Raw genomic sequence first — 24,380 nt, 5'->3', positions numbered from 1 at the left:
GATCACTAAGCTTTTCATATTGCCAAATTCTTTTTTAGCCCGAAACCAAGCCCTCAGAAGTTATTTTTGTTAAAATAGAAAAGTTACAACAGAATTCGGAGGGTTTATTGTGGGAAAAGTGAAACGAAATGCTCCTTGTCCATGTGGCAGCGGCAAGAAATATAAAAAATGCTGCGGAAGTAAAGTTGTCGACTTCCCGACAGAACTAGCGGCAAAAGAAGCAAAACAAATTCAGGAAGACCTAGTGGAGTTTGCCTTCACAGCACATAGAGAAAGCATGTCAGGATTTATCAACCAGCATGAATTTCTTTCTGCTATGGACAGACAGACGAAAGATATCAGCGTATTTAATTTAGGGATCTGGGGAATCTTCTTCCACCCTCTTGCTGGTGAAAAGACCATTTTCGAAGATTATCTTCAGAAAAAAGGCGATTCGATCACTCGTCCGAAAACGCGTGAGATCGTTGAATCATGGAAGAGCATGACGCCAGCGTTATTGCTGCTGCAAGACTTGAAAGAAGGTGTCATTCACTTTGAGGATGTCATTACGACAAAACAATTCGAAGTAGAAATGGACGCCAACAATCAAGACTTACCGCCAGTGGGAAGCCTGATTCTCGGCTATCCGATCCATGAGGCGGAAAAAGCGGAATTCTTCATGCAGTTCACGATCTTCCCGGTGAAGAGAACCGAAGCGCTGATCAGCAAGGTGAAGAAATATGCGGATGCTGCTGTGAAAAGTGGCAAAACGCCTGAGGACTTCATGAAGCAAGAATTCAACAGCGTTCTATTCGCGCTGTTAGCGGAGAAGGATGAAGAGCCGCAAGCAGAGGCAGCGGAAGAAAGCAATGTTGAGTGGGCAAACGACTTGGAGAAAGAAACAGCTGCGGCTATCGAAGAAGGCATGAGCGGAGATGAGTATCCGACTGAACTAATTCCGGCTGTTATTGACATTTGGAAAACATTCTGCGAGAAAAAATCACCAGTCATCAGAAAGCCGGAAGCTTTTGCAGCGGCAGTTGAATATTATGTGAATGCGATTTCTCTTAACGGGGTGTCCGTATCTCAAGCCAAATTGGCGAAAAAATACGGCGTCAGCGCATCAACGATTTCCAGCCGCTACAAAGAAATTGAAAGCACGCTGCAAGATGACGCGGATCGTTTTGCGCAATCATTATCATCTTAACGAAAAAAACCTTGAAAAGCCGGGCTTTTCAAGGTTTTTTATTTCTGGAACGGTATCTTGATCTCTAGCCGGAAGACAGGATGGCGGTAGGTAAAATCTAATTTGCCGGAAGCGCTTTTCACCAGTTTTTGAATGATGTACGTGCCCATGCCTTCATGAGCACCGCTTTTCGTTGAACGGCCAAATGATTGATACAGTGTGTCGAGCACTTTTTGGTCCATGCCGGGCGTGCTGTTTTCACAAATGAGCACATAAAGCCCGCTGCGCAGCGAGGTTTCCAGCTTGATCTCCGCTTTTTCTCTGGCCTCCGCCGCGCTGTCGAGCGCATTTTCCAATACGTTCCCGATCATGCTGACTTGATCAGCGGGTGAAAACGGAAGTGAAGAAAGCGGTGTATGCATATGCAGCGAAACCTTCACACTTGAAGCATGCGCTTTTTCAAGAAAATCATATAGCACCCCTGCAACATACGCATTCTCTCCTTTCAAAAAACGGTCATATTGACTGTACTGGTTCGACCAGATTTGGATATATGCTTGTGTATCTGCATGAGACTGTGCTGAACGGATCGCTGCTATATGCTTCATTGTGTCGTGATTCCGGCTTCTGACATCCATCAGCATTCGATTGGCGTGCTCTTCAGCTTGCGTCAGTTTATCAATTTGATCAGAAAGCCCAGCCAACGAGGAAGACTGTTCGATACGGACCCCCTCACCGGCTGCAAATATCACAATCAAAAACAATATCGGCAGTATGGGAGCGCCGATCAGCATGGCTGCCGCTGACATCACCTGAATCACGGCAATCCACGAACAAAGCTGGAGAGAACAACGATTCCACATCCGCTTCGTTTTCCAGAGGTACAAACCTGCCGCCGCCGCGCCTAAAGCAGCCACAGGCAAAGAGACGGCTGTGCTTTGCGAAAGAGCAGCAGCTCCCTGATAAAATATGAAACTAAATGAAAACAAGCAAAGACATTGAAAAAAGGGTATCACGTTCCGAACTCCTCAAAAATAGTAGTTTTGAAAATAATCAAGCTGCTGCTTGGTGATCATCGCTTTTTTAGGCGTTCCCTCAAAAGCAACCGTAAACGAATGCTTTGTATAAGCCGAAAAATGCTTTATGTAATGAATGTTGATAATAAAGGAACGGTGTGAACGGAGAAAATCTTTTTCAGGCAGGTCGCCTTTAATATCATTTAATGTTTGATACGTCTGCACCTCTTCTGTGGTTGTCACAATCGTCGTCGAGCGTCCTGTCCGTTCTGCGAAAATGATATCCTTCTTTTGCAGGACGTGCATCTCAGATTTTTGCTTGATCAAAATCCGCCCATTCAAGCTCGTTTCCGTTTTCTTTTTCGCATAACGGTCGAAAGAAGCTTTCAGCCTGTCGGCGTGGTACGGCTTCATAATATAATCATGGACGTTCAGGTCAAAGGCGTGGACTGCATAGCCGCCGTTTCCGGTCACGAAAATCACATCCACATCAAGCGAATGGGATCTGATCAAATCAGCAAGTTCGTACCCAGACATATGAGGCATCTCGATATCGGCAAGCAGCAAATCAATGTCTCCGTTCTTCACCCGCCTGTAGGCTTCCTCCGCTGAATCGGTCGAAAAGACCATTTCGACATCCTGTATTCTAGATACGATCGCTTCCAGTTTCTCTAAATCTACTCGATAATCATCGACAAGTCCGACTTTTACCATTATCATTCCCCTAGTTACATAGAATCATCTTTATTCTATCCCATTTCACGACATAAAAAGAACTCTTCGCGACAACTTTATCCAACAAATCCATCATTTCGTATATAGTCATTACTAGAAATAACGAAAAGGGAGATCATGACATGATTACACTGACCGATTGCAGCCGCAGGTTTCATGATAAGAAAAAAGTAGTCAAAGCGGTGCGAGATGTAAGCTTAACCATTCAAAAAGGAGAAGTCGTCGGCATTCTCGGGGAAAACGGTGCCGGCAAAACCACGATGCTGAGAATGATTGCTGCCTTGCTTGAACCGTCACAGGGCGCTATCACTGTAGCCGGCTTTGACACGGTCAAGCAGCCGGCCGAGGTCAAAAAAAGAATCGGCGTCTTATTCGGAGGGGAAACCGGACTTTACGACCGGATGACCGCTAAAGAAAACTTGCAATATTTCGGCCGTTTGTACGGGTTAAACCGCCATGAAATCAAAGCAAGAATAGAAGATTTATCGAAACGGTTCGGCATGCGCGATTATATGAACAGGAGAGTGGGCGGATTTTCGAAAGGCATGAGGCAGAAAGTTGCTATTGCCAGAGCACTGATTCACGATCCGGACATCATTTTATTTGATGAGCCGACAACAGGGCTTGATATTACCTCTAGCAACATCTTTCGTGAATTCATCCAGCAGCTGAAAAGAGAACAAAAAACCATTCTGTTTTCAAGCCACATTATGGAGGAAGTGCAGGCGCTCTGTGACAGTGTCATCATGATTCACAGCGGAGAGGTGATTTACAGGGGAGCGCTTGAATCATTATACGAGAGCGAGCGGAGCAAGGATTTAAATTACATCTTTATGTCTAAGCTTGTCAGGGGGATTTCTTAAATGCTGAGCCATATTTATAAAAAAGAAATGATCGACGCACTGCGCGATAGAAAAACGATTTTACTTACGATCTTAGTTCCGATGATTACAATGCTTGGGCTTGTCTTCTTTTATGAAAGCATACTGTCCGACAAAGGGGAACAATACACGCTGGCTGTCGGCCATTCTCTGCCTTCTGCACTGGAAAGCAAGCTCAATGCGATTAACGAGATCAGCGTAAAAACATTTACAAATCCTGAAGAGGCGGTTGATGACGGAAAAGCAGATGTGTACCTGAACGTCCCGAAAGAGTTCGACTCATACGTCAACAGCATGATACCTTTTAAGATTGAGGTTTACGGCAATTCAATCGATCAAGGCCCAATGCAGCTTGTGCAGTCTGCCTTAGATCAGTACAAAAATGAAATTGTACAGGAACGTTTAACAAATAAGCACATTGATCAATCGGTCATCCAGCCATTTACGATTCAGCAAAAGGAAGCGGATGAGGAGAAAGGGGCTTCGGCTATTATGATTTCTGCCATTCTGCCCATGCTCATTCTAACATCTATTGTTTCTGGCGCAATGCCGATTGCTCTTGATATTATGGCTGGGGAAAAGGACCGGAAATCAATTGAGGCGCTGCTATTGACGCCAGTCAGTAGAAACAAAATGCTGGTCGGCAAGTGGTTGGCGGTTTCCACTTTTGGTGTTGTTTCAGGCGTATTGGCTTTGGTGTTTTTTATTTTGTCGACTGTGTTATTTACAGAAAATTTAAGGACGGCCTTCCAAATGGGGGATCATATGTGGGTCGTGCTCGGTGCTTCCGCCTTAATCATCGTGCTTTCTGCATTGCTGATCTCGGCGATGGAGCTTTTCATTAGCATTGTTTCCAGTTCGGTAAAAGAAGCGCAAAGTTATACGTCTTTCATCGTCTTTCTGCCTATGTTCCCGATGTTTTTTATCTTCAGCAAGGCACCTAATCAATTTGACTTATCGTACTTTGTCATCCCATTTTTAAACTTGCACGCTTTATTCAAACAGCTTTTATTCGGGGTAATTGATCCAGCTGCCATTCTGTACACGTCAGGAACCATCGCCGTGCTCATCGCCATATTCTTTTTACTGGCCAGAGCCTTCTTCTTGAAGGATAAATGGGTTCTGCCAAAATAAACTTGCAAAAGGAGAAATACACTTTCTCCTTTTTGTATATCCTGAAAAAAGAAGGAAAATAGAAAAAGGATATCTAATACAGAAAGTGACCCTGCTCTATTTTTCATCAAAATTGGTTTCAAAGGAGAAGGAACAATGGATCAAACACGTACACTTGGCAAGACGAATCTGCAGGTGAAGCGGATCGGATTCGGCGCGAATGCGGTCGGCGGGCATAATCTATTTCCAAATCTGAATGATGAAACAGGGAAGGATTTGGTGCGCACGGCATTGGATGGCGGCGTCAACTTTATCGATACCGCCTTTATATACGGATTGGGGCGTTCTGAAGAATTAATCGGCGAAGTTGTGCAGGAACGCGGCATGCGGAATGAGCTCATCATTGCCACTAAAGGGGCCCATAAAGAAGCGGGTGGCAGCATTGAATTAGACAACAGCCGGGCGTTTCTTCGCGGCGAAGTGGAAAAGAGCCTGAAGCGGCTGAAAACAGATTACATTGATTTGTATTATGTTCATTTCCCTGATGGCAAAACCCCTCTCGCTGAGGTGGCAGGCACGCTGAAGGAGTTGAAGGATGAGGGCAAAATCAAAGCGATCGGCGCTTCGAACCTAGATGATCAGCAGCTGCAGGAATTTAATGCAGACGGCTATTTGGAGGTCTTCCAGGCAGAATACTCTCTCATTCAGCGTGATGCTGAGAAGGGGATTCTTCCATACTGTGAAAAATACGGCATTTCCTTTATTCCTTATTTTCCGCTCGCGTCCGGACTGCTGACAGGTAAATTCACGAAGGATACGGTCTTTCATGACTTCAGAAAGGATAAGCCGGAATTTCAGGGGGAAACGTTTATTCACAATCTTAGAAAAGTAGAAAAGCTGAAAGCGGTGGCGGAGGAGAAACAAGCGGAGACGGCACATGTCGCCTTGGCGTGGCTGTTAACGAGACCAGCGATAGACGCCATCATTCCAGGCGCTAAACGTCCGGAGCAGCTGAAAGATAACTTGAAAACCTTGAACATTGAACTGACCGAAGATGAAGTGGAATTTATCAGCAAGATATTCACATAAAAAAGGAAATAGCCGCGTGGCTATTTCCTTTGGTGTTTATTTTTGTTGTATGAAAGCTTCGACTAATTCTGCCGCTCTGTAATCGTCCATATCAAGCTGCCATTGGTCGATGTCATTTTTCTTCATTTTGACTTCAATCTTCTCTTCAGTTGATGCCGGCCCAAGTTTTTGAAATTCTTCTGGATAAACTTTAAGCGCGTACTTTAATGCTTCATTATCATCAGCATCAGGGCCTTTTTTATTGTAGAAATCTTTCATCCTTTCCTCTATTCGATCAGAAAGAGTAGAGGCGTCAATAGGTTTTACTGTTGCTTGCACAACAGCTTCATCTCCTGAGATAGATGTAGTCTCGGCTTTGAATGAAGCACTTTTGCTCAAACCAGCTTTTATGCCGTTTAAAATGCCATCAAGCGATGCATTGTTAACTTCACTGCTATACAGGCCTGAACCTCGCAGAAAGCCATCCTTAGCGTTTTGATTAAATTCATTTACTATTTTGTTTTTATTAGCCCCGGTGATTTTTTCGAATTCTGGGTTGTTTTTGCCGTACATGAGCACATCTATATAAGCAGATAATGCTTTGGCAGAGTCTTGAAGTTGATCAGCTGTTGCTAAGACTTTCTTATCTTTACCGTCAATTTTAAATGTAAATGACTTTGGTTTTTTATCACCATAGTGTTCCGGCATGTAATTAAGCTCGTATTTCTTTCCTTTATTTACAATATAGAAAAGGTTCCCTTCAACGGTTTTGTCAGCGTCAATTGTGCTGTTGCGCAACTTTTCGTTATAGTCTTCGGGATCTGAGTCCGACATCTTAGTGTCATCTTGGTACAAAGTAAAATCCATGCTGTCTACATTCAGCGGTTCTTTCCCTGTGTTTTTCACAGCGACATTGACTTTTAACACGATCTGGTCATCTGTAGTGGACTTATTATATTTAGACGGCAGTGCATAAGAGACATCTTTGATTTTCACTTGAGCTATATCTGAGCTTTTTTCTGTTTCTGACTCTTTCTTCTCTGCGCTTGTTTTGCTTCCGGAACAAGCTGCTGTAAACAACATCAGCAGAAGAATTAGGAAAACAGCGTACGTTTTTTTCTGAAACATTCTTTTTCCTCCTTAAATCGTTTAGGGCGGGGAGTCTTTTGTCTTTGAGAAATGGATCTTTTTGAATGGAATATCATTTTATAACCAAAAAAATCAGTTCTTTTCTCACGGTTTTTACCGGATTTTTTGGAAACTCCGCCTTTCTTTGTCATAAATGGACCTATAAAAAGTTACAACGTGATTAATTTTAAGATTATTGGCTTTCATATTGAATAGGTTCATCATCCTATTTTTGGTGAAAAATGTTCTGGTAAAACTGGTAAACTCAGAAATTTGTGTATTTTAGACTATTACTTTCAGATCATTCAGAGAGTGACATTCGAACGAAGAAAGGGGCTGTCTTGGTGAACAAAGAGGAACTGAAACAAAAAGCAATGGAAATCGGCCGTGTGCCGACACACTTAAAACTGGAAATTGAAGATTATGGGGACCATGAGCAAAGAGCCCATTTTTGTTGGACAGATCCTCAAGATGACAACGTCGGAATCATCGTGGAACTTGGGCCGAAGGGGCAGCTGGAATCCATTTCCCGTGATCTTGAGCCAGAAAGCGGAGAAAGGCTGTCAGAAGAGCAATTGGAGAATATCATGCGTCAATTTGTGGAATCACACTATCCTGAAGCGCTCTCTGCGTTTGTCCGTGAAGAAAATGACCGTACATACGACGATAAAGTGAGATTTTCATATGTTCAAATCGAGACCGGACTGCCTCTTCCCATGAGCGGATTTATAACGGATGTTTCCTTTTTAGGCGAGATCATGTTCTTCCGCTATTACGGGAAAGCTGCCAATGTGATCAAACCAAAGCGAGTCGCCGATTATGAAGAGGCACTTGCCTTCATAAAGAAGGATGTGGAGTTCGACCTTTTATATGAGGTTCTCCATCGCTCTGTCTACAAAAACGGAGACGATCAGCCGCATTTGGTGTATGAGCCTGAATGCAGAGCCATTACCGTACCCGCGGATTTGGTTCTAGAAGAACGGGCGATTGATGACGATGACGATGACGATGACAGGGAGCGTGAAAGTTTTCCCCTCCCTTTATTCGAAGGCATTTACGAAAAGGCTGATCTCGGCAGCATGATCGGCATCGAAAAAGAGTTTGTCAAAGAGCGGGAAGCCGATTTGGGAGACGGGAGAATCGGAACCGTTTGGCGGAATCCGGCTGATCCTGTATATGAGCCGGCGGATAAAAGCATGGACAGCTGGTTTCGAGGCCGGTTTCATCAAGTGCTGAAAACCAGCCATAACAAAGAGACCGGAAAGCTTGAAGGTGTCATGTCATTTATGGAGAGAAAAGGGCCGTTGACAGTACCTGAGGCAGAGTGCGAAAAAATCGCGATTCGCTTCTTATTTGCTTTATTTCCGAATGCCGATCAATATTTTAAGATCAGGTACGACGAACTGGATGAAGAGGAAAACGCAGTCGCTGGTTTTACATTTGAAGCGCACTGTCATGGAGTGCCTCTCCGGTTTGGGCAGACCAGAATCTGCGTCAGCCGCCAGACAGGGTACATTACCGCTTATATGGCGCCGGATATTGACCCGAAGGAGCTGGAACCCATTGAACCGGTTCCGGCCATTTCAGCAGAACAGGCGAAGGCAATCTTCTGGCAGCATTTTAAAGTTGAGCTTGGCTGGGAGAGGGAATACCGAGATGATGAAGAAAACAGCTACCGGCTCGTCTACAAGCCGATGTATCCGCGTTTTATCGAAGCCCATACAGGAGAGCCAGTGATGAGTTTATGGTAAAACTGTGAAAAGCCGCACAAATGCCGGAAGATGAAGTGTGATGAAAGTAACAGAAAGAATCTTTGAGAATAAAGACAATAATAGAAAAGGACCTTTCTTCACTTTAAATGAAGAAGGGTCCTTTTATATAATAAACAGGATTCTCTTTGTCGTAGACTCTTTTGAAAGGATGACTTCATTGGTGAATAAACAACTGAAAAAGAAGGCGCAAGAGATCGGGAATGTACCGCCGCATTATGAGCTTGAGATAGAAGATTACGGCCAAAAGAAAAAGGGGCAGGCGTACTTCATCTGGAAGGACCCTGAAGATCCTGAAAAGCATATTACAGTTGAACTTGGAAATGACGGTGCTTTGCTCACCTTTTCAACAACCGTTCGCTCCGAGGCGGACAAAAAGCTCCCGGACGCCGAGCTGAAGCTGATAGCTCTGCAATTTGCTGCTGCCAACCATCCCGACACCTTTATGACATTTCATTTTCAGGGCAAGGAAGAACGGGGGCAGTACATCCGTTTTATATATGCCAAAATGGAAATGGGACTACCGCTACCCAATTCAGGCTTTTTGATTGATATGACACGAAGCGGACAGATTATCCATTTTTTATATTATGGAGAAGAGCATAAAGCCAAAGTCCCTAAGGAATTTGTAGCAAAAGAGAAGGTTGTGTCGCATTACGTAAATACAATGTCCTTGCAGCTGATGTACGATGTCATAGACGGCGAACAGGCACCAAGGCTATTGTATGAACCGATTCTGCCAGGGTACAGCTATCCCGCCGATGTTGACGAAATCGTTCCCGACCAGCATATCGCTGATGAGAGAATAGAAAACGGGGCGCCCCTGCCGACACTTCAGAACACGGGCGAAATCGATATATACACCATGCTCGGCTTCACCTCTGATATGCAGAAAGTCAGTGCGACGGACTTTGGGGAAGAAATGGGAAGCACATGGCGCAAAGGAGACGCGCCGGAGCGGAAGGATTTAAGCATAGGGAGTTATTTTGAAACGAGAAATAAAAACACAATCAAAATAAAAACGGATAAAAGAACAGGGAAATTAAGAGCGGCGATCTCTTTTATGGAACAGGGGAGCACCCGCCAATGCTCAATAGAAGAATGCCGAAGGACAGCGCTTCAATTTTTGTATGCGCTCTATCCTAGAGCGGCTGAGTTTTTCAAAGCGAATCCCGTCCTCATTGATGAAAGAGGGAGAGTCCGAAACCATTTCTCTGTCTGGTATAAAGGAGTGCCGCTGCGGTTTGGCGCTGCCCGGATCATTGTCAATCCGGAAACTGGAATGATAGATGCTTTTATGGCGCCGGATATTGATCCTGAACAATTACAAACAATCAATCACAGGCCGGATGTGTCAGCCCAAGAAGCGAGAGAAACATTTTTAGCCGCTTTTGATGTGAAGCTGGTATGGCAGCCTGATTTTACAGCAGGCAGCGTGCAGCATTACAAGCTTGTATATCAGCCGGTTTATCCTTCCTATATTGATGCGCACATAAGGAAAAGAAAAGGCTGTGAGGGTGTCTAGTCAGGAATCATCTGCAAGTGGGGATAGTCTCTGAATCGTTTCCAGTCCCCGCCCCACTCAAAACCGAGTGTTTTGGCAATCTCGACAACCTCCAGCCAATCTGATTGACCGTTTTGATTGCCGTCATATTCTATATCCCAAATGATGCTGCCATCCTTTTTTCGCAGGGCGAAATCGATGGCTAAACCATAGTTATGATACGATTCCCCTCCTCTTGCATAGGTGACAATATTCCCTTTTTTTGTGCGTCCCTGTTTATATAATTCGTCTTGTTCCTCAAAGGACCTAAATCCTTCTGTAATGACAATGTGAATGCCTTTATTCGCTGCCGCGGCCTTGAGGGCCTCGGCATTTTGTTTCACAATCGGATGAAGATCTGAAGGGACAGGCATATCCTGGAGAGCGTTTTGAGAATGCCATTCGTTTCGTATATAGCTAAAACACAGATCAAGAAGAAACAGAATACATAAGATAACAGAAATTTTTGCGGATAATTTCATATCGGTCTCACTTTCTCATGATGTGCTGAATGTTTTCGCTTTTAAGCGATTGACTCTCTCTAAAAGAGAACAGCTATGATAAAATATAACATAAATAGTATCTGGAGGAAGGAGGCAGACCGATGAGAGCAAAAATTCCATCTGAGGAAGTAGCAGTAAAGCTAAACGAATGGTACAAGCTCATTCGCGCATTTGAAGCAGATCAAGCAGAAGCGTTAAAGCAGGAGATCGAATACGATTTAGAAGACATGGAAGAAAATCAGGACTTGCTATTATATTTTTCTTTGATGGAATTCCGGCATCGAATCATGCTGGATAAGCTGATGCCGGTGAAAGACAGCGACACCAAGCCTCCGTTCTCTGATATGCTGAACGAAATTGAAAGCAATCAGCAAAAACTCACAGGCTTATTGGAATACTACTTTTATTATTTCAGAGGGATGTACGAATTTAAGCAGAAAAATTTCATCATAGCCATTGACCATTATAAACATGCCGAGGAAAAGCTCGAGTATGTCGAGGATGAAATCGAAAAAGCCGAGTTTCTTTTTAAGGTTGCAGAAGTGTATTATCACATCAAACAAACGTATTTTTCCATGAATTATGCGAGCCAGGCGCTTGATATCTATACGAAATATGAGCTGTACGGCCGCCGCCGCGTGCAGTGTGAATTTATCATCGCCGGAAATCTGACAGATGTCTATCATTATGAAAAGGCGCTCACACACTTGTGCAGTGCCTTAGATCATGCAAGGCAGCTTGAAGAAGCGTACATGATTGCTGCAGCCCATTATAATGTCGGAAACTGTAAGTACAGTCTAGGAGATTTTAATGAAGCGGAGGGCTATATCAAAACAGCCGCCGTCATTTTTGAGGAGCACAGCTTTCAGCAGGCCGTTCAAGCCGTTTTTTCACTAACCCATATCTACTGTAAACAGGGGAAATACGGAAAAGCGACAGAGGCGTATGACCGCGGGATCAAGAGCGCTGCTGAATGGGAAGATGACATGTACTTGACGAAATTCCGCCTCATCCATGAGCTCTATCTTGGCAGCGGCGATCGGAACGTGCTTGAAGAATGCTTTGGCCTGCTGGAATCCCGCCAGCTTCTTGCAGATGCAGAAGAACTGCTGCATGATACAGCGGAACATTTCAATCAGCAAGAACGTTATGAGTCCGCCGCTTTCTTTTACCGCAGATTGATGGATATAAAAAAGAAGCTTGCTGAGCAGCGTTTTCAATAGAAAAGGCAGAGAACATTTCCGTTCTCTGCTCAGATTGTTGACAAAGTCCTAAAACGGTTTTTGTTTTAGGACTTTGTCATCTTTTCAGCGTGATTGAAAACCCTTGAAGTCTAGGAAAGACGAGCATTGGAGCGGAGCGAATGTTATGATTCGTGAGCACCAACGCGCAGGACTGACAACGAATGCGAGGGTTTGTCGACACGCTGGGCAGAGAACATTTCCGTTCTCTGCTTTTTTTATGCTGTTTTCAACCCGGAAAAATAGGGTATTTTCCACTGCATAATAGAAAATCAGAGGAGGATATCGTTTATGTTTAAAGATTTAACCGGAAAAACAGCGATTGTGACAGGTTCTTCAAAAGGCATCGGAAAAGCCATTGCGGAACGGTTTGGACTGGAGAAAATGAATGTTGTTGTGAACTACCACAGTGACCCTTCTGGCGCCGATGAAACGGTGGACATCATTAAGGATAACGGAGGGAAAGCTGTCGCAGTTGAGGCGGACGTGTCAAAAGAAGAAGGGATTCAGGCGCTCATCGACACCGCTTTAGAGCATTTCGGCACGCTCGATGTCATGGTGAATAACTCCGGTTTTAACGGCACGGAGGCTATGCCGCATGAGATGAGTCTTGAAGATTGGCAAAGAGTCATTGATGTCAACGTTACAGGAACCTTTCTGGGAGCCAAAGCAGCGCTTGGCCACATGATGAAAAACAACATCAAAGGCAATGTACTGAATATCTCGAGCGTTCACCAGCAGATCCCGCGCCCCGTAAACGTTCAGTATTCCACATCCAAAGGCGGCATCAAGATGATGACAGAAACGCTGGCACTCAATTATGCGGATAAAGGCATCCGCGTCAACGCGATAGCGCCCGGCACTATAGCGACAGAATCAAATATTGATACAAAAGAAGAAGAAAACAGGCAAAAACAGCTGAAAAAAATTCCGATGAACGCTTTCGGAAAGCCGGAAGAAGTGGCGGCAGCAGCGGCTTGGCTCGTATCTGAGGAAGCGAGTTATGTAACGGGCACCACACTCTTTGTCGACGGCGGGATGACACTCTATCCGTCTCAGTTTGAATAGAACAAAACAGGGGGATTGCGGGATGAAAACAGACTGGTGGAAGGATGCGGTGGTCTATCAAATTTATCCGAGAAGCTTTCAAGACAGCAATGGAGATGGAATTGGGGACTTGCGGGGATTGATTTCCCGCCTTGATTACATAAAGGAACTCGGAGCAGACGTGATTTGGATTTGCCCGATTTATCCTTCTCCGAATGTTGATTTCGGCTATGATGTGACGGACCATAGGACGATTATGGATTCATATGGAACGATGGACGATTTTCACGAGCTGCTTGACCAGGTGCACCAGCGCGGATTAAAGCTGGTGATGGATTTTGTGTTAAACCATACTTCGGTGGAGCATCCTTGGTTTAAAGAAGCTGAGCTGGATAAAAACAGCAAATACCGCAGCTATTACTATTGGCGCCCCGGCATAAAGAACGGCCCGCCGACGGACTGGGTATCTGACTACGGATGCCCGGTCTGGCAATACGAGGAGCATACGGGAGAATATTATCTCCACATGAATGCCGTTAAACAAGCTGATTTAAATTGGGAACATCCCGAGGTGCGCCAAGCGGTGTTTGACATGATGAGATTTTGGCTCGATAAAGGGGTCGACGGGTTGCGCATTGATCAGCTCCATCTCATTTCGAAGAAAGAATATCTTCCTTCGTATGAGGACTATCTCAATCAGCAGGCAGAGCCGAAGCCTTTCCAGCCAAATGGCGAACGAATTCATGACTATTTAAAAGAAATGACAGATGAAGTATTTTCCCGGTACGATGTGATGTCTGTCGGGGAGGTTGGCAGTGTCACACCGGAGGAAGGACTGAAATATACGGGGACTGATGAGCATGAGCTGAATATGATTTTTCACTTTCAGCATATGGAGCTTGACCAGCAGCCCGGAAAAGAACATTGGGATCTGAAGCCCCTTGAGCTTTCTGATTTAAAGTCGGTTTTGACCACATGGCAAAAGAAGCTTGAACATGAAGGCTGGAATACTTTGTATTGGTGCAGCCATGACCAGCCCCGGATTGTGTCCAGATTTGGAGACGATGGGGAATACCGTAAAGCATCCGCGAAAATGCTCGCCACCGTTCTTTATCTCATGAAGGGAACGCCGTATATTTATCAGGGAGAAGAAATCGGGATGACAAACGCGCCGTTTACCCGGATTGAGGACTACAAAGATATCCAAACGATCAATATGTATCATAAACGGGTGTTTGAACAAGGCTATGATCAAGAAGAAGTGATGAGGTCAATTTTAGCCAAAAGCCGGGATCACGCCCGGACGCCAATGCAGTGGAGCAGCGGCAAAAATGCCGGATTTACTGAAGGCACGCCTTGGCTGAAGGTCAACCCGAACTTTGCGTCCATTAATGTGGAGGAAGCCCAGGCAGACCCTGATTCGATCTTAACCTATTATAAAAGGCTGATCAGCCTGAGAAAGCAGTACGCTGATCTCATCAAAGGAAGCTATGAACTTTTGCTTCCGGCTGATCAGCAGCTGTTTGTGTACATGAGAGAAAATGGTAAACAACAACTCTTGTCGGTGAATAACTTTTCAAAAGAGCAAGCTGTTTTCAGGTGGCCTAAGAGCTGCGGCAAGTTTCAGGCCTCTCTGCTTCTCAGCAATTATAAAAACAACGGTGACCTTGCTGATGAAATGGTGTTTCAGCCTTATGAAAGCAGGGTGTATCTTCTGGACAATTCAATCAAATGACTCAGCCCGGCATTTTCAGCCGGTTTTTTTTACGTACATATGTTAGCGCTATAGACGGAAAGAATAACAGTAAAATGAAATTTACGCTTGCAAAACGTAATGACTTCGGTTTATTATGATAAAGGATTACAAAATCGTTATCATTTTGATTTGAAATTACTGAAAAAGAGGGGATATAAGATATGTTTAAAAAATGGAGCGGCTTGTTTGTGATGGCCGCATGCTTTTTATTGGTAGCAGCATGCGGCAATTCCTCGTCATCAAAAGGGGCGGAGGATTCAAAGAGTGATAAACTGCACATTGCCACAACCTTCTACCCGATGTATGATTTTACAAAACAAATCGTAAAAGACAAAGCTGAGGTTGACTTGCTCATTCCATCATCCATTGAACCGCATGATTGGGAACCGACACCGAAAGACATTGCCAACATTCAGGACGCTGATTTGTTCGTTTATAATAGTGAATACATGGAAACTTGGGTTCCGTCCGCTGAAAAAAGCATGGGCCAAGACCATGCCGTTTTCGTCAATGCGAGCAAAGGCATTGATTTAATGGAAGGCTCTGAAGAAGAACACGAAGAGCATGAAGAGCATGGTGAGCACGAAGAGCACGAAGAGCACGAAGAGCACGGAGACCACGAGGAGCATGAGCACAGCCATGAAATGGACCCTCACGTATGGCTCAGCCCTGTTCTTGCGCAGCAAGAAGTAAAAAATATTACGGCGCAAATTGTCAAGCAGGACCCGGATAACAAAGAATACTATGAGAAAAATAGTAAAGAATATATTGCAAAACTGCAGGATCTTGATAAACTATATCGTACAACCGTAAAAAAAGCGGCGAAGAAAGAATTCATCACACAGCATACAGCTTTTAGCTATTTGGCAAAAGAATACGGTTTGAAGCAGGTTCCGATTGCAGGCCTTTCGCCTAACCAAGAACCGAGCGCAGCCGACTTAGCGAAATTAAAAACGTATGCCAAAGAACATGACATCAATGTCATTTACTTTGAAGAGGCTGCATCCTCCAAAGTAGCAGATACGCTGGCCAATGAACTTGGCGCGAAGACTGAAGTGTTGAATACACTGGAAGGCTTAAGCAAGGAAGAACAAGATAAAGGGTTAGGGTATATCGACATTATGAAGCAAAACCTCGATGCCCTGAAAGATTCACTATTAGATTAATCATAAGATAGTGTGCGCCGGAGGGTGCACACTATTTCTTTGTGAGAAAGGAAGATTGACATGAATCTCGTCTCATTGAAAGATATCGTTTTCGGCTATTCCCATACGCCTGTTTTGGATAAAGTATCACTTGATATAGAAAGCGGTGAGTTTGTCGGCATCACGGGCCCAAACGGCGCCGCTAAATCGACGCTTATGAAAGTAATGCTCGGCATGCTGAAACCGTGGGAAGGCACAGTGACGATCAGCAAAAAGAATGCAGAAGGAAAACGCCTGACCATCGGGTATGTGCCGCAGCAAATTTCCTCATTTAATGCCGGCTTTCCGAGCACTGTGCTGGAGCTTGTGCAGTCAGGCCGCTATACAAAAGGGAAATGGTTCAAACGTTTAAATGAAGAAGATCATATCGAAGTGGAAAAAGCATTGAAAATGGTGGAAATGTGGGAGCTGCGCTATCGGAAAATCGGCGACCTATCAGGCGGACAGAAGCAGAAAATCTGTATTGCCAGAATGCTTGCCAGCAATCCGGACCTCTTAATGCTGGACGAACCGACAACAGCCGTTGACTACGACAGCAGAAAAGGATTTTACGAATTTATGCACCATCTCGTGAAAAATCACAATCGCACAGTGGTAATGGTTACTCACGAACAAAATGAAGTACAGCAATTTTTAGATAAAGTGATTCGATTAGAGAGAGGAGAAAAAGGCGGATGGAAATGTTTGACTTGGAATTCATGCGACGAGCTTTTCTAGCAGGCGGCATGATCGCCATCATGGCTCCGATACTAGGAGTGTATCTCGTTCTCAGAAGACAGGCCTTAATGGCTGACACACTTTCACATATTTCATTGTCGGGTGTGGCCATCGGCTTTTTCCTTAGCACCAATATTACCGCGGCGAGCATCGTCGTCGTAACCATCGGCGCAATCGGGATCGAATACATGCGGCGGGCGTACCGGACATATTCAGAAGTGTCCATTGCCATCTTAATGGCGGCTGGTTTGTCCTTCGCGATGTTTTTAATCAGCCTCTCAAAAGGCGCCGCCACTATGAGCATCGATCAATACCTATTTGGATCGCTCGTGACAGTCAACCAGCAGCAGGTCTATATTATCGGCATCATTACACTGCTGATTCTGCTATATTTTATCGTACTCAAAAGGCCGCTCTACCTGCTGACGTTTGATGAAGCAACAGCAAAAACATCAGGAATCAATACAAACGTTCTGTCGATGTCATTCAGTATCGTGACAGGGCTTGCGATTTCGGTTATTATCCCGATCATTGGGGTCCTTCTTGTATCAGCCCTGCTCGTATTGCCGGCAGCATTCGCTATCAGAATTGCAAAAGGCTTCAAGTGGGTATTTATTACGGCGGTGCTCATTTCGTTATTCAGCGTATTTATGGGACTGACATCATCTTATCAGCTCGGAACGCCGCCAGGGCCGTCTATTACCCTGCTTTTGATCGTTCTGCTTTTGATTGGATTTGTGGTTCAGGGCGTTTGGATGTTTATGAAAAAAGAAGCCCTGCGCAAAAAAAGCCGCGGGTAACGCAAAAAGCAGTTTTTCCATCGGAAAAACTGCTCAGCGTGTCGACAAACCCTCGCATTCGTTGTCAGGCCTGCGCGTCGGTGCTCACGAATATCTACATTCGCTGTGCTCCAATGCTCGCCCTTCCTAGACTTCAAGGGTTTTCAATCACGCTGAAAAGATGACAAAGTCATAAAACAAAAACCGTTTTATGACTTTGTCAACAATCTGAGCAGTTTTTCCATCGGAAAAACTGCTTTTTTTAGAGAAACAGTCCGGCAAGCCGCTCATATGATTCCTTTTTTGCCTCGAAATCAAACACATTGCACAGAACCATGATTTCATTTGTTTCATAGCGGTCTGTAAGCTCTAAAAGCTGCTGTTTGACAGTGTTTGGGGAACCAATCACCATTCGCTTTCTGTTTTCTTCTATGCGCTTTTTATCGGACTCTGTGTAGGAATGCGTTTTTGCTTCCTCGATGCTCGGCACGCGGCTGTCCAAGCCTTTTCCGACGCGAAGAAGCCATAAATCCTGGCTTAACGCCAGCTCTTCTGCCTCTTCATCTGTTTTTGCGCAAATGACAAAAATCGTAAACAGTGCGGCCGGAGACGAGAAGTGAGCTGACGGCCGAAAGCTTTCCCGATAGATGTGAAACGCATTTTCTCCTCGTTCGGGATTTATGAAATGCCCAAATACATATCCAATCCCCTGATGCGCCGCGCGCCTTGCGCTGTTTTCTCCGAGACCGAGCACCCATAGCTCCGGTGCGGTGTCAACAAGAGGCGCCGCTTTGATTCCGGCATACGGATGCCCGCCAGGAAGCGAATCTGTGAGAAAATAAGAGACATCCTGCAGCTGTCTGTTGAAATCGGTTAAGCTTCTTTTCACCCCGTCCGTCAGCGCAAGACGGGTTTGTGTCGTGCCTCCGGGAGAACGCCCGACACCGAGGTCAATCCGGTTTGGATACAGCGCTTCAAGCTGGCGAAAGGTTTCGGCCACCTTAAACGGGCTGTACTGGGGCAGCAGCACGCCGCCTGATCCGACACGAATCGTGTTTGTCTCTGCGGCGATGCGGGCGATCATGATTTCAGGCGCTGTGCTTGCCAGTCCTTTCGTGCTGTGATGTTCGGCAAACCAATAACGCTTATATCCCCACTGTTCGCTTAATCCGGCCAGCTCAACCGAATGCTGAAGAGTTGTCACAGGGCTTTCTCCATTAGCAACAGGTGCCTGGTCAAGTATGCTGAAATGAATCAAAAGGCCGCTTCCTTTCTGTCTGTTTTTTAGAATGTGACACAAGAATAGGCAAAATGACTCGCTCACGTCAAATGGTTTGTTTTAGAATCATAATTCATATGATTTGCAAAAAACACACCAAATATGGACATTTTTTTCGAGGATTTTCGTCAATCATTCTTAACTTTTATGAAACTTTGCTATAATAACAAACGTATCTATTAATAATTTACGGCATACTCATCTTCCCTTTGTACGTAAAAATAAATGTGACTATATTCACATCTTGATGATTAGGAGTGAATCGTGTGGCGATTTCTTTAGAAAAAGGTCAGCGTATTGATTTAACAAAAGGAAAAGCGGGCTTATCAAAATTGATGGTCGGTCTCGGCTGGGACCCGGTTTCATCCGGCGGAGGCGGTTTTTTCGGAAAGCTGCTCGGCGGAGGCGGACCCAATATCGACTGTGACGCTTCAGTATTGATGCTGGAAAACGGCAAATTCACCGATAAGAAAAATATCATCTATTTCGGCAACCTGAAAAGCCGCTGCGGCGGTGTCAAACACACAGGCGATAACCTGACAGGCGACGGTGCGGGTGATGACGAACAAATTTTGATAGATTTGGGGAAAGTGCCTGCAAATATCGACAGGCTTGTATTTGTCGTTAATATTTACGATTGTGTCAGAAGAAAACAAGATTTCGGCATGATTCAAAATGCGTTTATCCGTGTGGTCAATCAATCTAAAAATGAAGAAATGCTCAAATACAATTTAAAAGACAACTATGCCGGCAGAACAAGCCTGATTACGGCTGAAATCTACCGCCAGGACGGCGAGTGGAAATTCGCGGCGATCGGTGAAGGCACAAACGATACGAGATTAGAAGATATTATCAGCCGATACGTATAAAAGAAAAAAGGAGTGGATGAAACATGGCAATTTCATTGGCAAAAGGACAAAAAGTAGATTTGACAAAAACAAATCCGGGACTTTCAAAGGTCGTTGTCGGTTTAGGCTGGGATACGAATAAGTATGACGGCGGACATGACTTCGACCTTGACTCTAGTGTGTTTCTGTTAGACGCTGCGGGCAAATGCGCGTCTCCAAATGATTTTATTTTCTACAACCAGCTTGAAGGCGGCAATGGTTCAGTCGTCCATTCAGGCGATAACCTGACAGGTGCTGGAGAAGGCGACGACGAGAATGTCAAAGTGAATCTCGGCGCTGTGCCCGCTAATATTGAAAAAATCTCATTTGTGATCACCATTCACGAAGCGGAAGCGCGCAGCCAAAACTTTGGACAAGTATCAAACGCGTTCGTTCGCATCGTAAATGAAGAAACAAATGAAGAGCTCATCCGTTACGACCTTGCGGAAGATTTCTCTATTGAAACGGCAATCATTGCAGGGGAGCTTTACAGACATAACGGCGAGTGGAAATTTTCCGCGATCGGCTCAGGCTACCAAGGCGGCCTTGCCCGCATCGCAACAGACTACGGCTTGCAAATCGGTTAAGACAAATACGAAGAGCAGAAGGAGAGAGGCAGTATGGCCATTCAATTATCAAAAGGACAGCGCATTGACTTAACGAAAACAAATCCGGGACTCGCAAAAGCGGTGATCGGCTTAGGCTGGGACACAAACAAGTACTCCGGCGGGCAAGATTTTGACCTGGATGCTTCAGCTTTTTTAGTTGATGCGCATGACAACTGCGTGAATGATCTCGATTTCGTCTTCTATAATAACCTTGAGCATCCGAGCGGCGGTGTCATCCATACGGGTGACAACCGCACGGGTGAGGGTGACGGAGATGATGAGCAGATTATCGTTGATTTTTCAAAAATCCCTGCTCACATTGAGAAAATCGGGATCACAGTGACCATCCACGACGCCGAAGCACGAAGCCAAAACTTTGGACAAGTTTCCAATGCATTTGTGCGCATTGTGGACGAGGAGACGCAGAATGAACTTCTTCGCTTCGATTTGGGAGAGGATTTTTCTATTGAAACAGCTGTTGTCGTTTGTGAGCTTTACAGACACGGCGGCGAGTGGAAATTCAATGCGATCGGCAGCGGTTTTTCCGGCGGGCTGGCTGCGTTGTGCCGGAATTACGGTTTGCAAGTGTAAGCGAGTGACAAATAGAGAAGTCACCGTTTTCAATTAATAGGAGGAAAAAACTTGGACTTTTTACATCATATCATGTCTACGTATGCTTCATTTTTCGATTGGAAAATGTGGGGGGAAGTGCTGTCTGATCCTGTTTCCTGGGGTCTGATCGGTTCCCTTGTTGTTTTGGAAGGCCTCTTGTCGGCCGATAATGCGCTTGTTCTTGCGGTGATGGTCAAGCACCTGCCGGAAAAACAGCGGAAAAAAGCGTTAACGTATGGTTTATTTGGAGCTTATATATTCAGGTTTATTTTTATCGGGCTCGGTATGCTCCTCATTAAGTTCTGGTGGATCAAGGTGCTCGGCGCGCTTTATCTCGCTTGGCTCGTCATTAAGCATTTCTGGATCGGTGAAAAAGAAGATGAAACGGACGGGATGAAGAAAAATTCTTGGATGGTCCGCACGTTCGGTATCTTCTGGGCGACTGTTATTTCAGTTGAATTGATGGACCTTGCCTTCTCTGTGGACAGCATCCTGGCCGCGTTTGCGGTTTCAGAAAAAGTATGGGTGCTTCTGGTCGGCGGTATGCTTGGTATTTTAATGATGCGTACAGTGGCAAAAGTCTTCCTTGTACTGATTGATAAAATTCCTGAGCTGGAAAATACAGCATTCGTATTAATCGGTATTATCGCGCTGAAAATGGCGGGGAGTGCCTTCCATTATGAAATGCCGCACTCTGTATTCTTCATTATCATTATCGCTGCTTTTGCCATTACATTCATCATTCACTATATCAACAAACAAAAGCAAGTGCGCGAACAAACAGCCGCGTCAAAAGAAGAATAAAACAAAACAAGGAGGGAGGTTGATGTCCTTCCTTTTTTGTTACAGAAAAGAGGTGACGTGTGTGCGGTATTTCCACTATTTATCAACACATCAAGAAGAAAATGTATTTTATCAAGCGCCGAAACAGGTCACGAAAGAGTCGCCTAAAAAGCTGCTTGAGCACGCACTGGGGGCCGTATTATATATGCCGGCAACCCGCCCGGACATAGCGGCGGTGATAACAAAACGCAAATATGAGGATGTATCATCTATTGTTTTCTGTCTGGAGGATGCGATTGGAGATCATGAGGTCAAGCGGGCTGAACATAATGTGAGCCATCAATTACGGTTGATCGAGCAGGCGATCCAGCACCGCACGATAAAGCCGGACCATCTCCCATTTATGTTTGTGCGTGTACGGTCTCCGAAACAGATGCAGCAATTAGCCGATGCCCTGAGGCCTGCACTCCATTTGTTAACCGGATTTGTGTTCCCAAAATTCTCAGCAAAAAACGCCAGTGACTATGTTGAAGCACTTGAAGACATATCGAGTCGCATGACGGTGCCGCTTTACGGCATGCCAATATTGGAAACACCCGATTTGTTAATGAAAGAGACTAGAGCTGCTGCTTTGTCTGAACTGAGTATGGTTTTGCATCAGCATCAGGATTTGATCTTAAATGTGCGGATCGGTGCGACTGATTTATGCGGATTATACGGCATCAGAAGAAAGCCGGAGCAAACGATTTATGATATCCGCATGATTGCGGACTTTATGTCAGATATCATCAATTACTTCGGCCGGGAGTTCGTCATTTCTGGCCCTGTATGGGAGTATTTTCAGGCACCGAAAAAGCCGCATCTGCTTTCGGCACACCAGCCAGTTGAGCTGAATGATTATATAAAAGGTTTGGTGAAAGAGACCGAACTTGACATCGCCAACGGCATCCACGGAAAAACGGTCATCCATCCGACCCATCTCAAAATTGTGAACAGCCTGTATGTCGTAACAAAGGAAGACTATCTCGATGCGTCAAGCATTATTCATCACGGAAACGGTTCAATCGGCGTGATGAAAAGCCATTTTTCTAACAAAATGAATGAAATCAAGCCTCATATGAAATGGGCTGAAAAAATCTTATTAAAATCAGAAATATATGGGGTGTATCATGAAAACCGATCTTTCACCGATTTGCTCAATGAACAGCAAAACCCTTCAAATATTGGACAATATGGCGGTTGATCTGTCGGTCACAGACAACCCGCTTTTCATACCTGAACAAGCATTGTTTGAGATGGCCGCAAGAGTGAATAAGAAAAGGGGCTTTTTATTTGTCAGCAAAGTGCTGGGCAAACATATTCCGGTTCACCCGCTGAAGCCGCTTTTAGCGTCCGGGCTGCTTGCTTTGGAGTACGCCGAACGGAAAACCGGACAGGAGATAAAGGAAAAAAACGAGATGTTGGACGGATTTCTTTCAGAAGAGGAAAGCGAGCTTCAAGCTGCTTATCAAACGCTGCAAAAGCACCGTGTTACATTGAACGAAGCACCGCTTGTAATCGGGTTTGCGGAAACGGCGACGGCGCTTGGACACGCGGTTTATGATTGCTTTGAACATGCGTCGTTTGTCCATACGACACGTGAACAGATTCGAAATACAGAGCCTTCGATCACATTTGTGGAAGAACATTCCCATGCCACTGATCAGCTGTGTTACGCAGAGCCTGATATGATAAACAACAGTTGTCCGATTCTTCTTGTAGATGATGAAATCACGACAGGAAAAACCGCATTACATATGATTCGGGATATCCAATCCAAATTTCCGCGCAAAGAATACGCTGTCCTGTCTTTATTGGACTGGAGGACGGAGGAGCATAAGAAGGCATATGCAGAGGCTGAACGAGAATTAGGCGTCACGATTTCAACCGTTGCTTTATTATCAGGGCGGATTTCCTTTAAGGGTGTGCCATTGTCCGAGTCCTCCTACAACTACAGCCCGAAGCTGCAAGGAACTGCGATAAACAGAACGAACATTGATCTATCGGGTTTCTTCACATCCGTTCCTTATCAGCCGGAACTATCCGCAAACACTCATTCTTACGTGAAAGAAACAGGGCGATTCGGTGTAAAACCGTCTGAGCGAAAGGCTGTTCACGAAGCCTGCCGACAAGCAGCGCTTTACATGGAACAATATCGGAAGGGCAAAAGAACGCTCGTGCTTGGAACGGGAGAGCTGATGTATCTGCCAATGAAAATCGCCTCAACACTTGGCGGTTCGGTTTCCTATCACTCTACCACGCGCAGCCCGATTCACCCGGTTGCGAAACAAGGCTATGCCGTGCAAAACGGTTATTCATTTATGAATCCGGAAGATGAAGAGGTCCGCCATTTTGTCTATAACCTTCCTGCCGGAGTGTATGACGAAGTCTTTTTCTGTCTGGAGAAGGACGTTTCGGATGAGGCATTACAGCCGATTTTTGATATTTTTAAAGAAAAAGAAGTGCCTCATATCCACATTGTCACTTTCTCAGGAAAGGCGTGATC

Annotated in this window: 23 protein-coding genes and 1 pseudogene; 18 read left to right on the top strand and 6 right to left on the bottom strand. The window is 45.0% G+C overall.

Features of this window, described 5'->3' with window-relative positions:
* Positions 1 to 109 precede the first annotated feature (109 nt).
* Entirely contained in the window at positions 110 to 1,186 is a 1,077-nt protein-coding gene (locus SC79_RS16285; protein ID WP_039075948.1) for a helix-turn-helix domain-containing protein, read from the top strand.
* A gap of 38 nt (positions 1,187 to 1,224) precedes the next feature.
* Here SC79_RS16285 and SC79_RS16280 read toward each other — a convergent pair whose 3' ends face one another.
* Both SC79_RS16280 and natR read right to left on the bottom strand, forming a co-directional pair.
* Positions 1,225 to 2,181 (bottom strand): sensor histidine kinase, encoded by a 957-nt coding sequence (locus tag SC79_RS16280; RefSeq protein WP_039075947.1) that lies wholly within the window; start codon positions 2,179 to 2,181, stop codon positions 1,225 to 1,227.
* Positions 2,182 to 2,193: 12 nt separating this feature from the next.
* Positions 2,194 to 2,895: a two-component system response regulator NatR gene (natR, locus tag SC79_RS16275; RefSeq protein ID WP_039075946.1), complete on the bottom strand. Its 702-nt coding sequence runs from the start codon at positions 2,893 to 2,895 to the stop codon at positions 2,194 to 2,196.
* A 143-nt stretch (positions 2,896 to 3,038) separates the two neighbouring features.
* Between natR and natA the strand changes: the two genes are divergently transcribed.
* From natA to SC79_RS16260, 3 genes are all read left to right on the top strand, one after another.
* Complete coding sequence (gene natA / locus SC79_RS16270; protein ID WP_039075945.1) at positions 3,039 to 3,779, top strand: sodium ABC transporter ATP-binding protein NatA; 741 nt, start codon at positions 3,039 to 3,041, stop codon at positions 3,777 to 3,779.
* On the top strand, positions 3,780 to 4,931 hold the full coding sequence (locus SC79_RS16265) for an ABC transporter permease (protein WP_039075944.1): 1,152 nt from the start codon (positions 3,780 to 3,782) through the stop codon (positions 4,929 to 4,931).
* Between the two features lie 135 nt (positions 4,932 to 5,066).
* Positions 5,067 to 5,999: an aldo/keto reductase gene (locus SC79_RS16260; protein ID WP_039075943.1), complete on the top strand. Its 933-nt coding sequence runs from the start codon at positions 5,067 to 5,069 to the stop codon at positions 5,997 to 5,999.
* A gap of 36 nt (positions 6,000 to 6,035) precedes the next feature.
* On the opposite strand, the gene SC79_RS16255 is transcribed toward SC79_RS16260, so the two are convergent.
* Together SC79_RS16255 and SC79_RS21055 are read right to left on the bottom strand one after the other, a co-directional pair.
* Positions 6,036 to 7,106: a DUF5105 domain-containing protein gene (locus SC79_RS16255; protein ID WP_039075942.1), complete on the bottom strand. Its 1,071-nt coding sequence runs from the start codon at positions 7,104 to 7,106 to the stop codon at positions 6,036 to 6,038.
* 29 nt (positions 7,107 to 7,135) lie between these two features.
* Positions 7,136 to 7,258, bottom strand: a pseudogene (locus SC79_RS21055) (hypothetical protein); the annotation flags it as partial.
* 165 nt (positions 7,259 to 7,423) lie between these two features.
* Here SC79_RS21055 and SC79_RS16250 point away from each other — a divergent pair.
* Both SC79_RS16250 and SC79_RS16245 read left to right on the top strand, forming a co-directional pair.
* A complete protein-coding gene (locus SC79_RS16250; RefSeq protein ID WP_331386565.1) occupies positions 7,424 to 8,857 on the top strand; it encodes a YcdB/YcdC domain-containing protein in 1,434 nt (477 codons plus the stop codon).
* A 178-nt stretch (positions 8,858 to 9,035) separates the two neighbouring features.
* Positions 9,036 to 10,400 (top strand): YcdB/YcdC domain-containing protein, encoded by a 1,365-nt coding sequence (locus SC79_RS16245; protein ID WP_039076037.1) that lies wholly within the window; start codon positions 9,036 to 9,038, stop codon positions 10,398 to 10,400.
* Here the strand turns inward: SC79_RS16245 and SC79_RS16240 are convergent.
* Positions 10,397 to 10,900 (bottom strand): M15 family metallopeptidase, encoded by a 504-nt coding sequence (locus SC79_RS16240; RefSeq protein ID WP_039075940.1) that lies wholly within the window; start codon positions 10,898 to 10,900, stop codon positions 10,397 to 10,399. The two genes, SC79_RS16245 and SC79_RS16240, sit on opposite strands and share 4 nt — an antisense overlap.
* 122 nt (positions 10,901 to 11,022) lie before the next feature.
* Here SC79_RS16240 and rapJ point away from each other — a divergent pair, with 122 nt between their 5' ends.
* From rapJ to znuB, 6 genes are all read left to right on the top strand, one after another.
* A complete protein-coding gene (gene rapJ / locus SC79_RS16235) occupies positions 11,023 to 12,144 on the top strand; it encodes a response regulator aspartate phosphatase RapJ (protein WP_039075939.1) in 1,122 nt (373 codons plus the stop codon).
* Between the two features lie 309 nt (positions 12,145 to 12,453).
* Positions 12,454 to 13,230, top strand: a complete 777-nt coding sequence (locus SC79_RS16230) for an SDR family oxidoreductase (RefSeq protein WP_039075938.1) — start codon at positions 12,454 to 12,456, stop codon at positions 13,228 to 13,230.
* Between the two features lie 22 nt (positions 13,231 to 13,252).
* Complete coding sequence (locus SC79_RS16225) at positions 13,253 to 14,944, top strand: glycoside hydrolase family 13 protein (RefSeq protein WP_039075937.1); 1,692 nt, start codon at positions 13,253 to 13,255, stop codon at positions 14,942 to 14,944.
* A 182-nt stretch (positions 14,945 to 15,126) separates the two neighbouring features.
* Positions 15,127 to 16,131 (top strand): metal ABC transporter substrate-binding protein, encoded by a 1,005-nt coding sequence (locus tag SC79_RS16220; protein ID WP_039075936.1) that lies wholly within the window; start codon positions 15,127 to 15,129, stop codon positions 16,129 to 16,131.
* A 60-nt stretch (positions 16,132 to 16,191) separates the two neighbouring features.
* Positions 16,192 to 16,887 (top strand): zinc ABC transporter ATP-binding protein ZnuC, encoded by a 696-nt coding sequence (gene znuC, locus SC79_RS16215; RefSeq protein ID WP_010331386.1) that lies wholly within the window; start codon positions 16,192 to 16,194, stop codon positions 16,885 to 16,887.
* On the top strand, positions 16,845 to 17,687 hold the full coding sequence (gene znuB / locus SC79_RS16210) for a zinc ABC transporter permease ZnuB (RefSeq protein ID WP_039075935.1): 843 nt from the start codon (positions 16,845 to 16,847) through the stop codon (positions 17,685 to 17,687). Before znuC ends, znuB begins: the two co-directional genes overlap by 43 nt.
* A 241-nt stretch (positions 17,688 to 17,928) precedes the next feature.
* On the opposite strand, the gene SC79_RS16205 is transcribed toward znuB, so the two are convergent.
* A complete protein-coding gene (locus SC79_RS16205) occupies positions 17,929 to 18,924 on the bottom strand; it encodes an LLM class flavin-dependent oxidoreductase (RefSeq protein ID WP_039075934.1) in 996 nt (331 codons plus the stop codon).
* Between the two features lie 287 nt (positions 18,925 to 19,211).
* Between SC79_RS16205 and SC79_RS16200 the strand changes: the two genes are divergently transcribed.
* The 6 genes from SC79_RS16200 (at position 19,212) to SC79_RS16175 (ending at position 24,378) form a co-directional block, all read left to right on the top strand.
* Positions 19,212 to 19,814 (top strand): TerD family protein, encoded by a 603-nt coding sequence (locus SC79_RS16200; protein WP_039075933.1) that lies wholly within the window; start codon positions 19,212 to 19,214, stop codon positions 19,812 to 19,814.
* A 23-nt stretch (positions 19,815 to 19,837) separates the two neighbouring features.
* On the top strand, positions 19,838 to 20,419 hold the full coding sequence (locus SC79_RS16195; protein WP_039075932.1) for a TerD family protein: 582 nt from the start codon (positions 19,838 to 19,840) through the stop codon (positions 20,417 to 20,419).
* 33 nt (positions 20,420 to 20,452) lie between these two features.
* On the top strand, positions 20,453 to 21,031 hold the full coding sequence (locus tag SC79_RS16190) for a TerD family protein (RefSeq protein ID WP_039075931.1): 579 nt from the start codon (positions 20,453 to 20,455) through the stop codon (positions 21,029 to 21,031).
* Positions 21,032 to 21,082: 51 nt separating this feature from the next.
* Positions 21,083 to 21,856 (top strand): TerC family protein, encoded by a 774-nt coding sequence (locus SC79_RS16185; protein ID WP_010331380.1) that lies wholly within the window; start codon positions 21,083 to 21,085, stop codon positions 21,854 to 21,856.
* A 61-nt stretch (positions 21,857 to 21,917) separates the two neighbouring features.
* A complete protein-coding gene (locus SC79_RS16180) occupies positions 21,918 to 23,078 on the top strand; it encodes an HpcH/HpaI aldolase/citrate lyase family protein (RefSeq protein WP_039076036.1) in 1,161 nt (386 codons plus the stop codon).
* Positions 23,068 to 24,378 carry a phosphoribosyltransferase family protein gene (locus SC79_RS16175; protein ID WP_039076035.1) on the top strand — a complete coding sequence of 437 codons (1,311 nt, stop codon included), beginning with the start codon at positions 23,068 to 23,070 and terminating at the stop codon, positions 24,376 to 24,378. The genes SC79_RS16180 and SC79_RS16175 overlap by 11 nt, the downstream gene beginning before the upstream one ends.
* The last annotated feature ends 2 nt before the right edge of the window (positions 24,379 to 24,380 follow it).

The sequence above is a fragment of the Bacillus sp. MSP13 genome, assembly GCF_000815295.1.
In the GTDB taxonomy this organism is placed as follows: domain Bacteria; phylum Bacillota; class Bacilli; order Bacillales; family Bacillaceae; genus Bacillus; species Bacillus vallismortis.
This window is presented reverse-complemented; position numbering and strand designations above follow the sequence as displayed.

Coding starts and splice junctions, on each gene's coding strand:
- rapJ (WP_039075939.1), top strand. CDS start 11,023: ATGAGAGCAAAAATTCCATCTGAGGAAGTAGCAGTAAAGCTAAACGAA.
- SC79_RS16195 (WP_039075932.1), top strand. CDS start 19,838: ATGGCAATTTCATTGGCAAAAGGACAAAAAGTAGATTTGACAAAAACA.
- SC79_RS16220 (WP_039075936.1), top strand. CDS start 15,127: ATGTTTAAAAAATGGAGCGGCTTGTTTGTGATGGCCGCATGCTTTTTA.
- SC79_RS16260 (WP_039075943.1), top strand. CDS start 5,067: ATGGATCAAACACGTACACTTGGCAAGACGAATCTGCAGGTGAAGCGG.
- natR (WP_039075946.1), bottom strand. CDS start 2,895: ATGGTAAAAGTCGGACTTGTCGATGATTATCGAGTAGATTTAGAGAAA.
- SC79_RS16255 (WP_039075942.1), bottom strand. CDS start 7,106: ATGTTTCAGAAAAAAACGTACGCTGTTTTCCTAATTCTTCTGCTGATG.
- znuB (WP_039075935.1), top strand. CDS start 16,845: ATGGAAATGTTTGACTTGGAATTCATGCGACGAGCTTTTCTAGCAGGC.
- SC79_RS16265 (WP_039075944.1), top strand. CDS start 3,780: ATGCTGAGCCATATTTATAAAAAAGAAATGATCGACGCACTGCGCGAT.
- SC79_RS16190 (WP_039075931.1), top strand. CDS start 20,453: ATGGCCATTCAATTATCAAAAGGACAGCGCATTGACTTAACGAAAACA.
- natA (WP_039075945.1), top strand. CDS start 3,039: ATGATTACACTGACCGATTGCAGCCGCAGGTTTCATGATAAGAAAAAA.
- SC79_RS16225 (WP_039075937.1), top strand. CDS start 13,253: ATGAAAACAGACTGGTGGAAGGATGCGGTGGTCTATCAAATTTATCCG.
- SC79_RS16175 (WP_039076035.1), top strand. CDS start 23,068: ATGGCGGTTGATCTGTCGGTCACAGACAACCCGCTTTTCATACCTGAA.
- SC79_RS16240 (WP_039075940.1), bottom strand. CDS start 10,900: ATGAAATTATCCGCAAAAATTTCTGTTATCTTATGTATTCTGTTTCTT.
- SC79_RS16230 (WP_039075938.1), top strand. CDS start 12,454: ATGTTTAAAGATTTAACCGGAAAAACAGCGATTGTGACAGGTTCTTCA.
- znuC (WP_010331386.1), top strand. CDS start 16,192: ATGAATCTCGTCTCATTGAAAGATATCGTTTTCGGCTATTCCCATACG.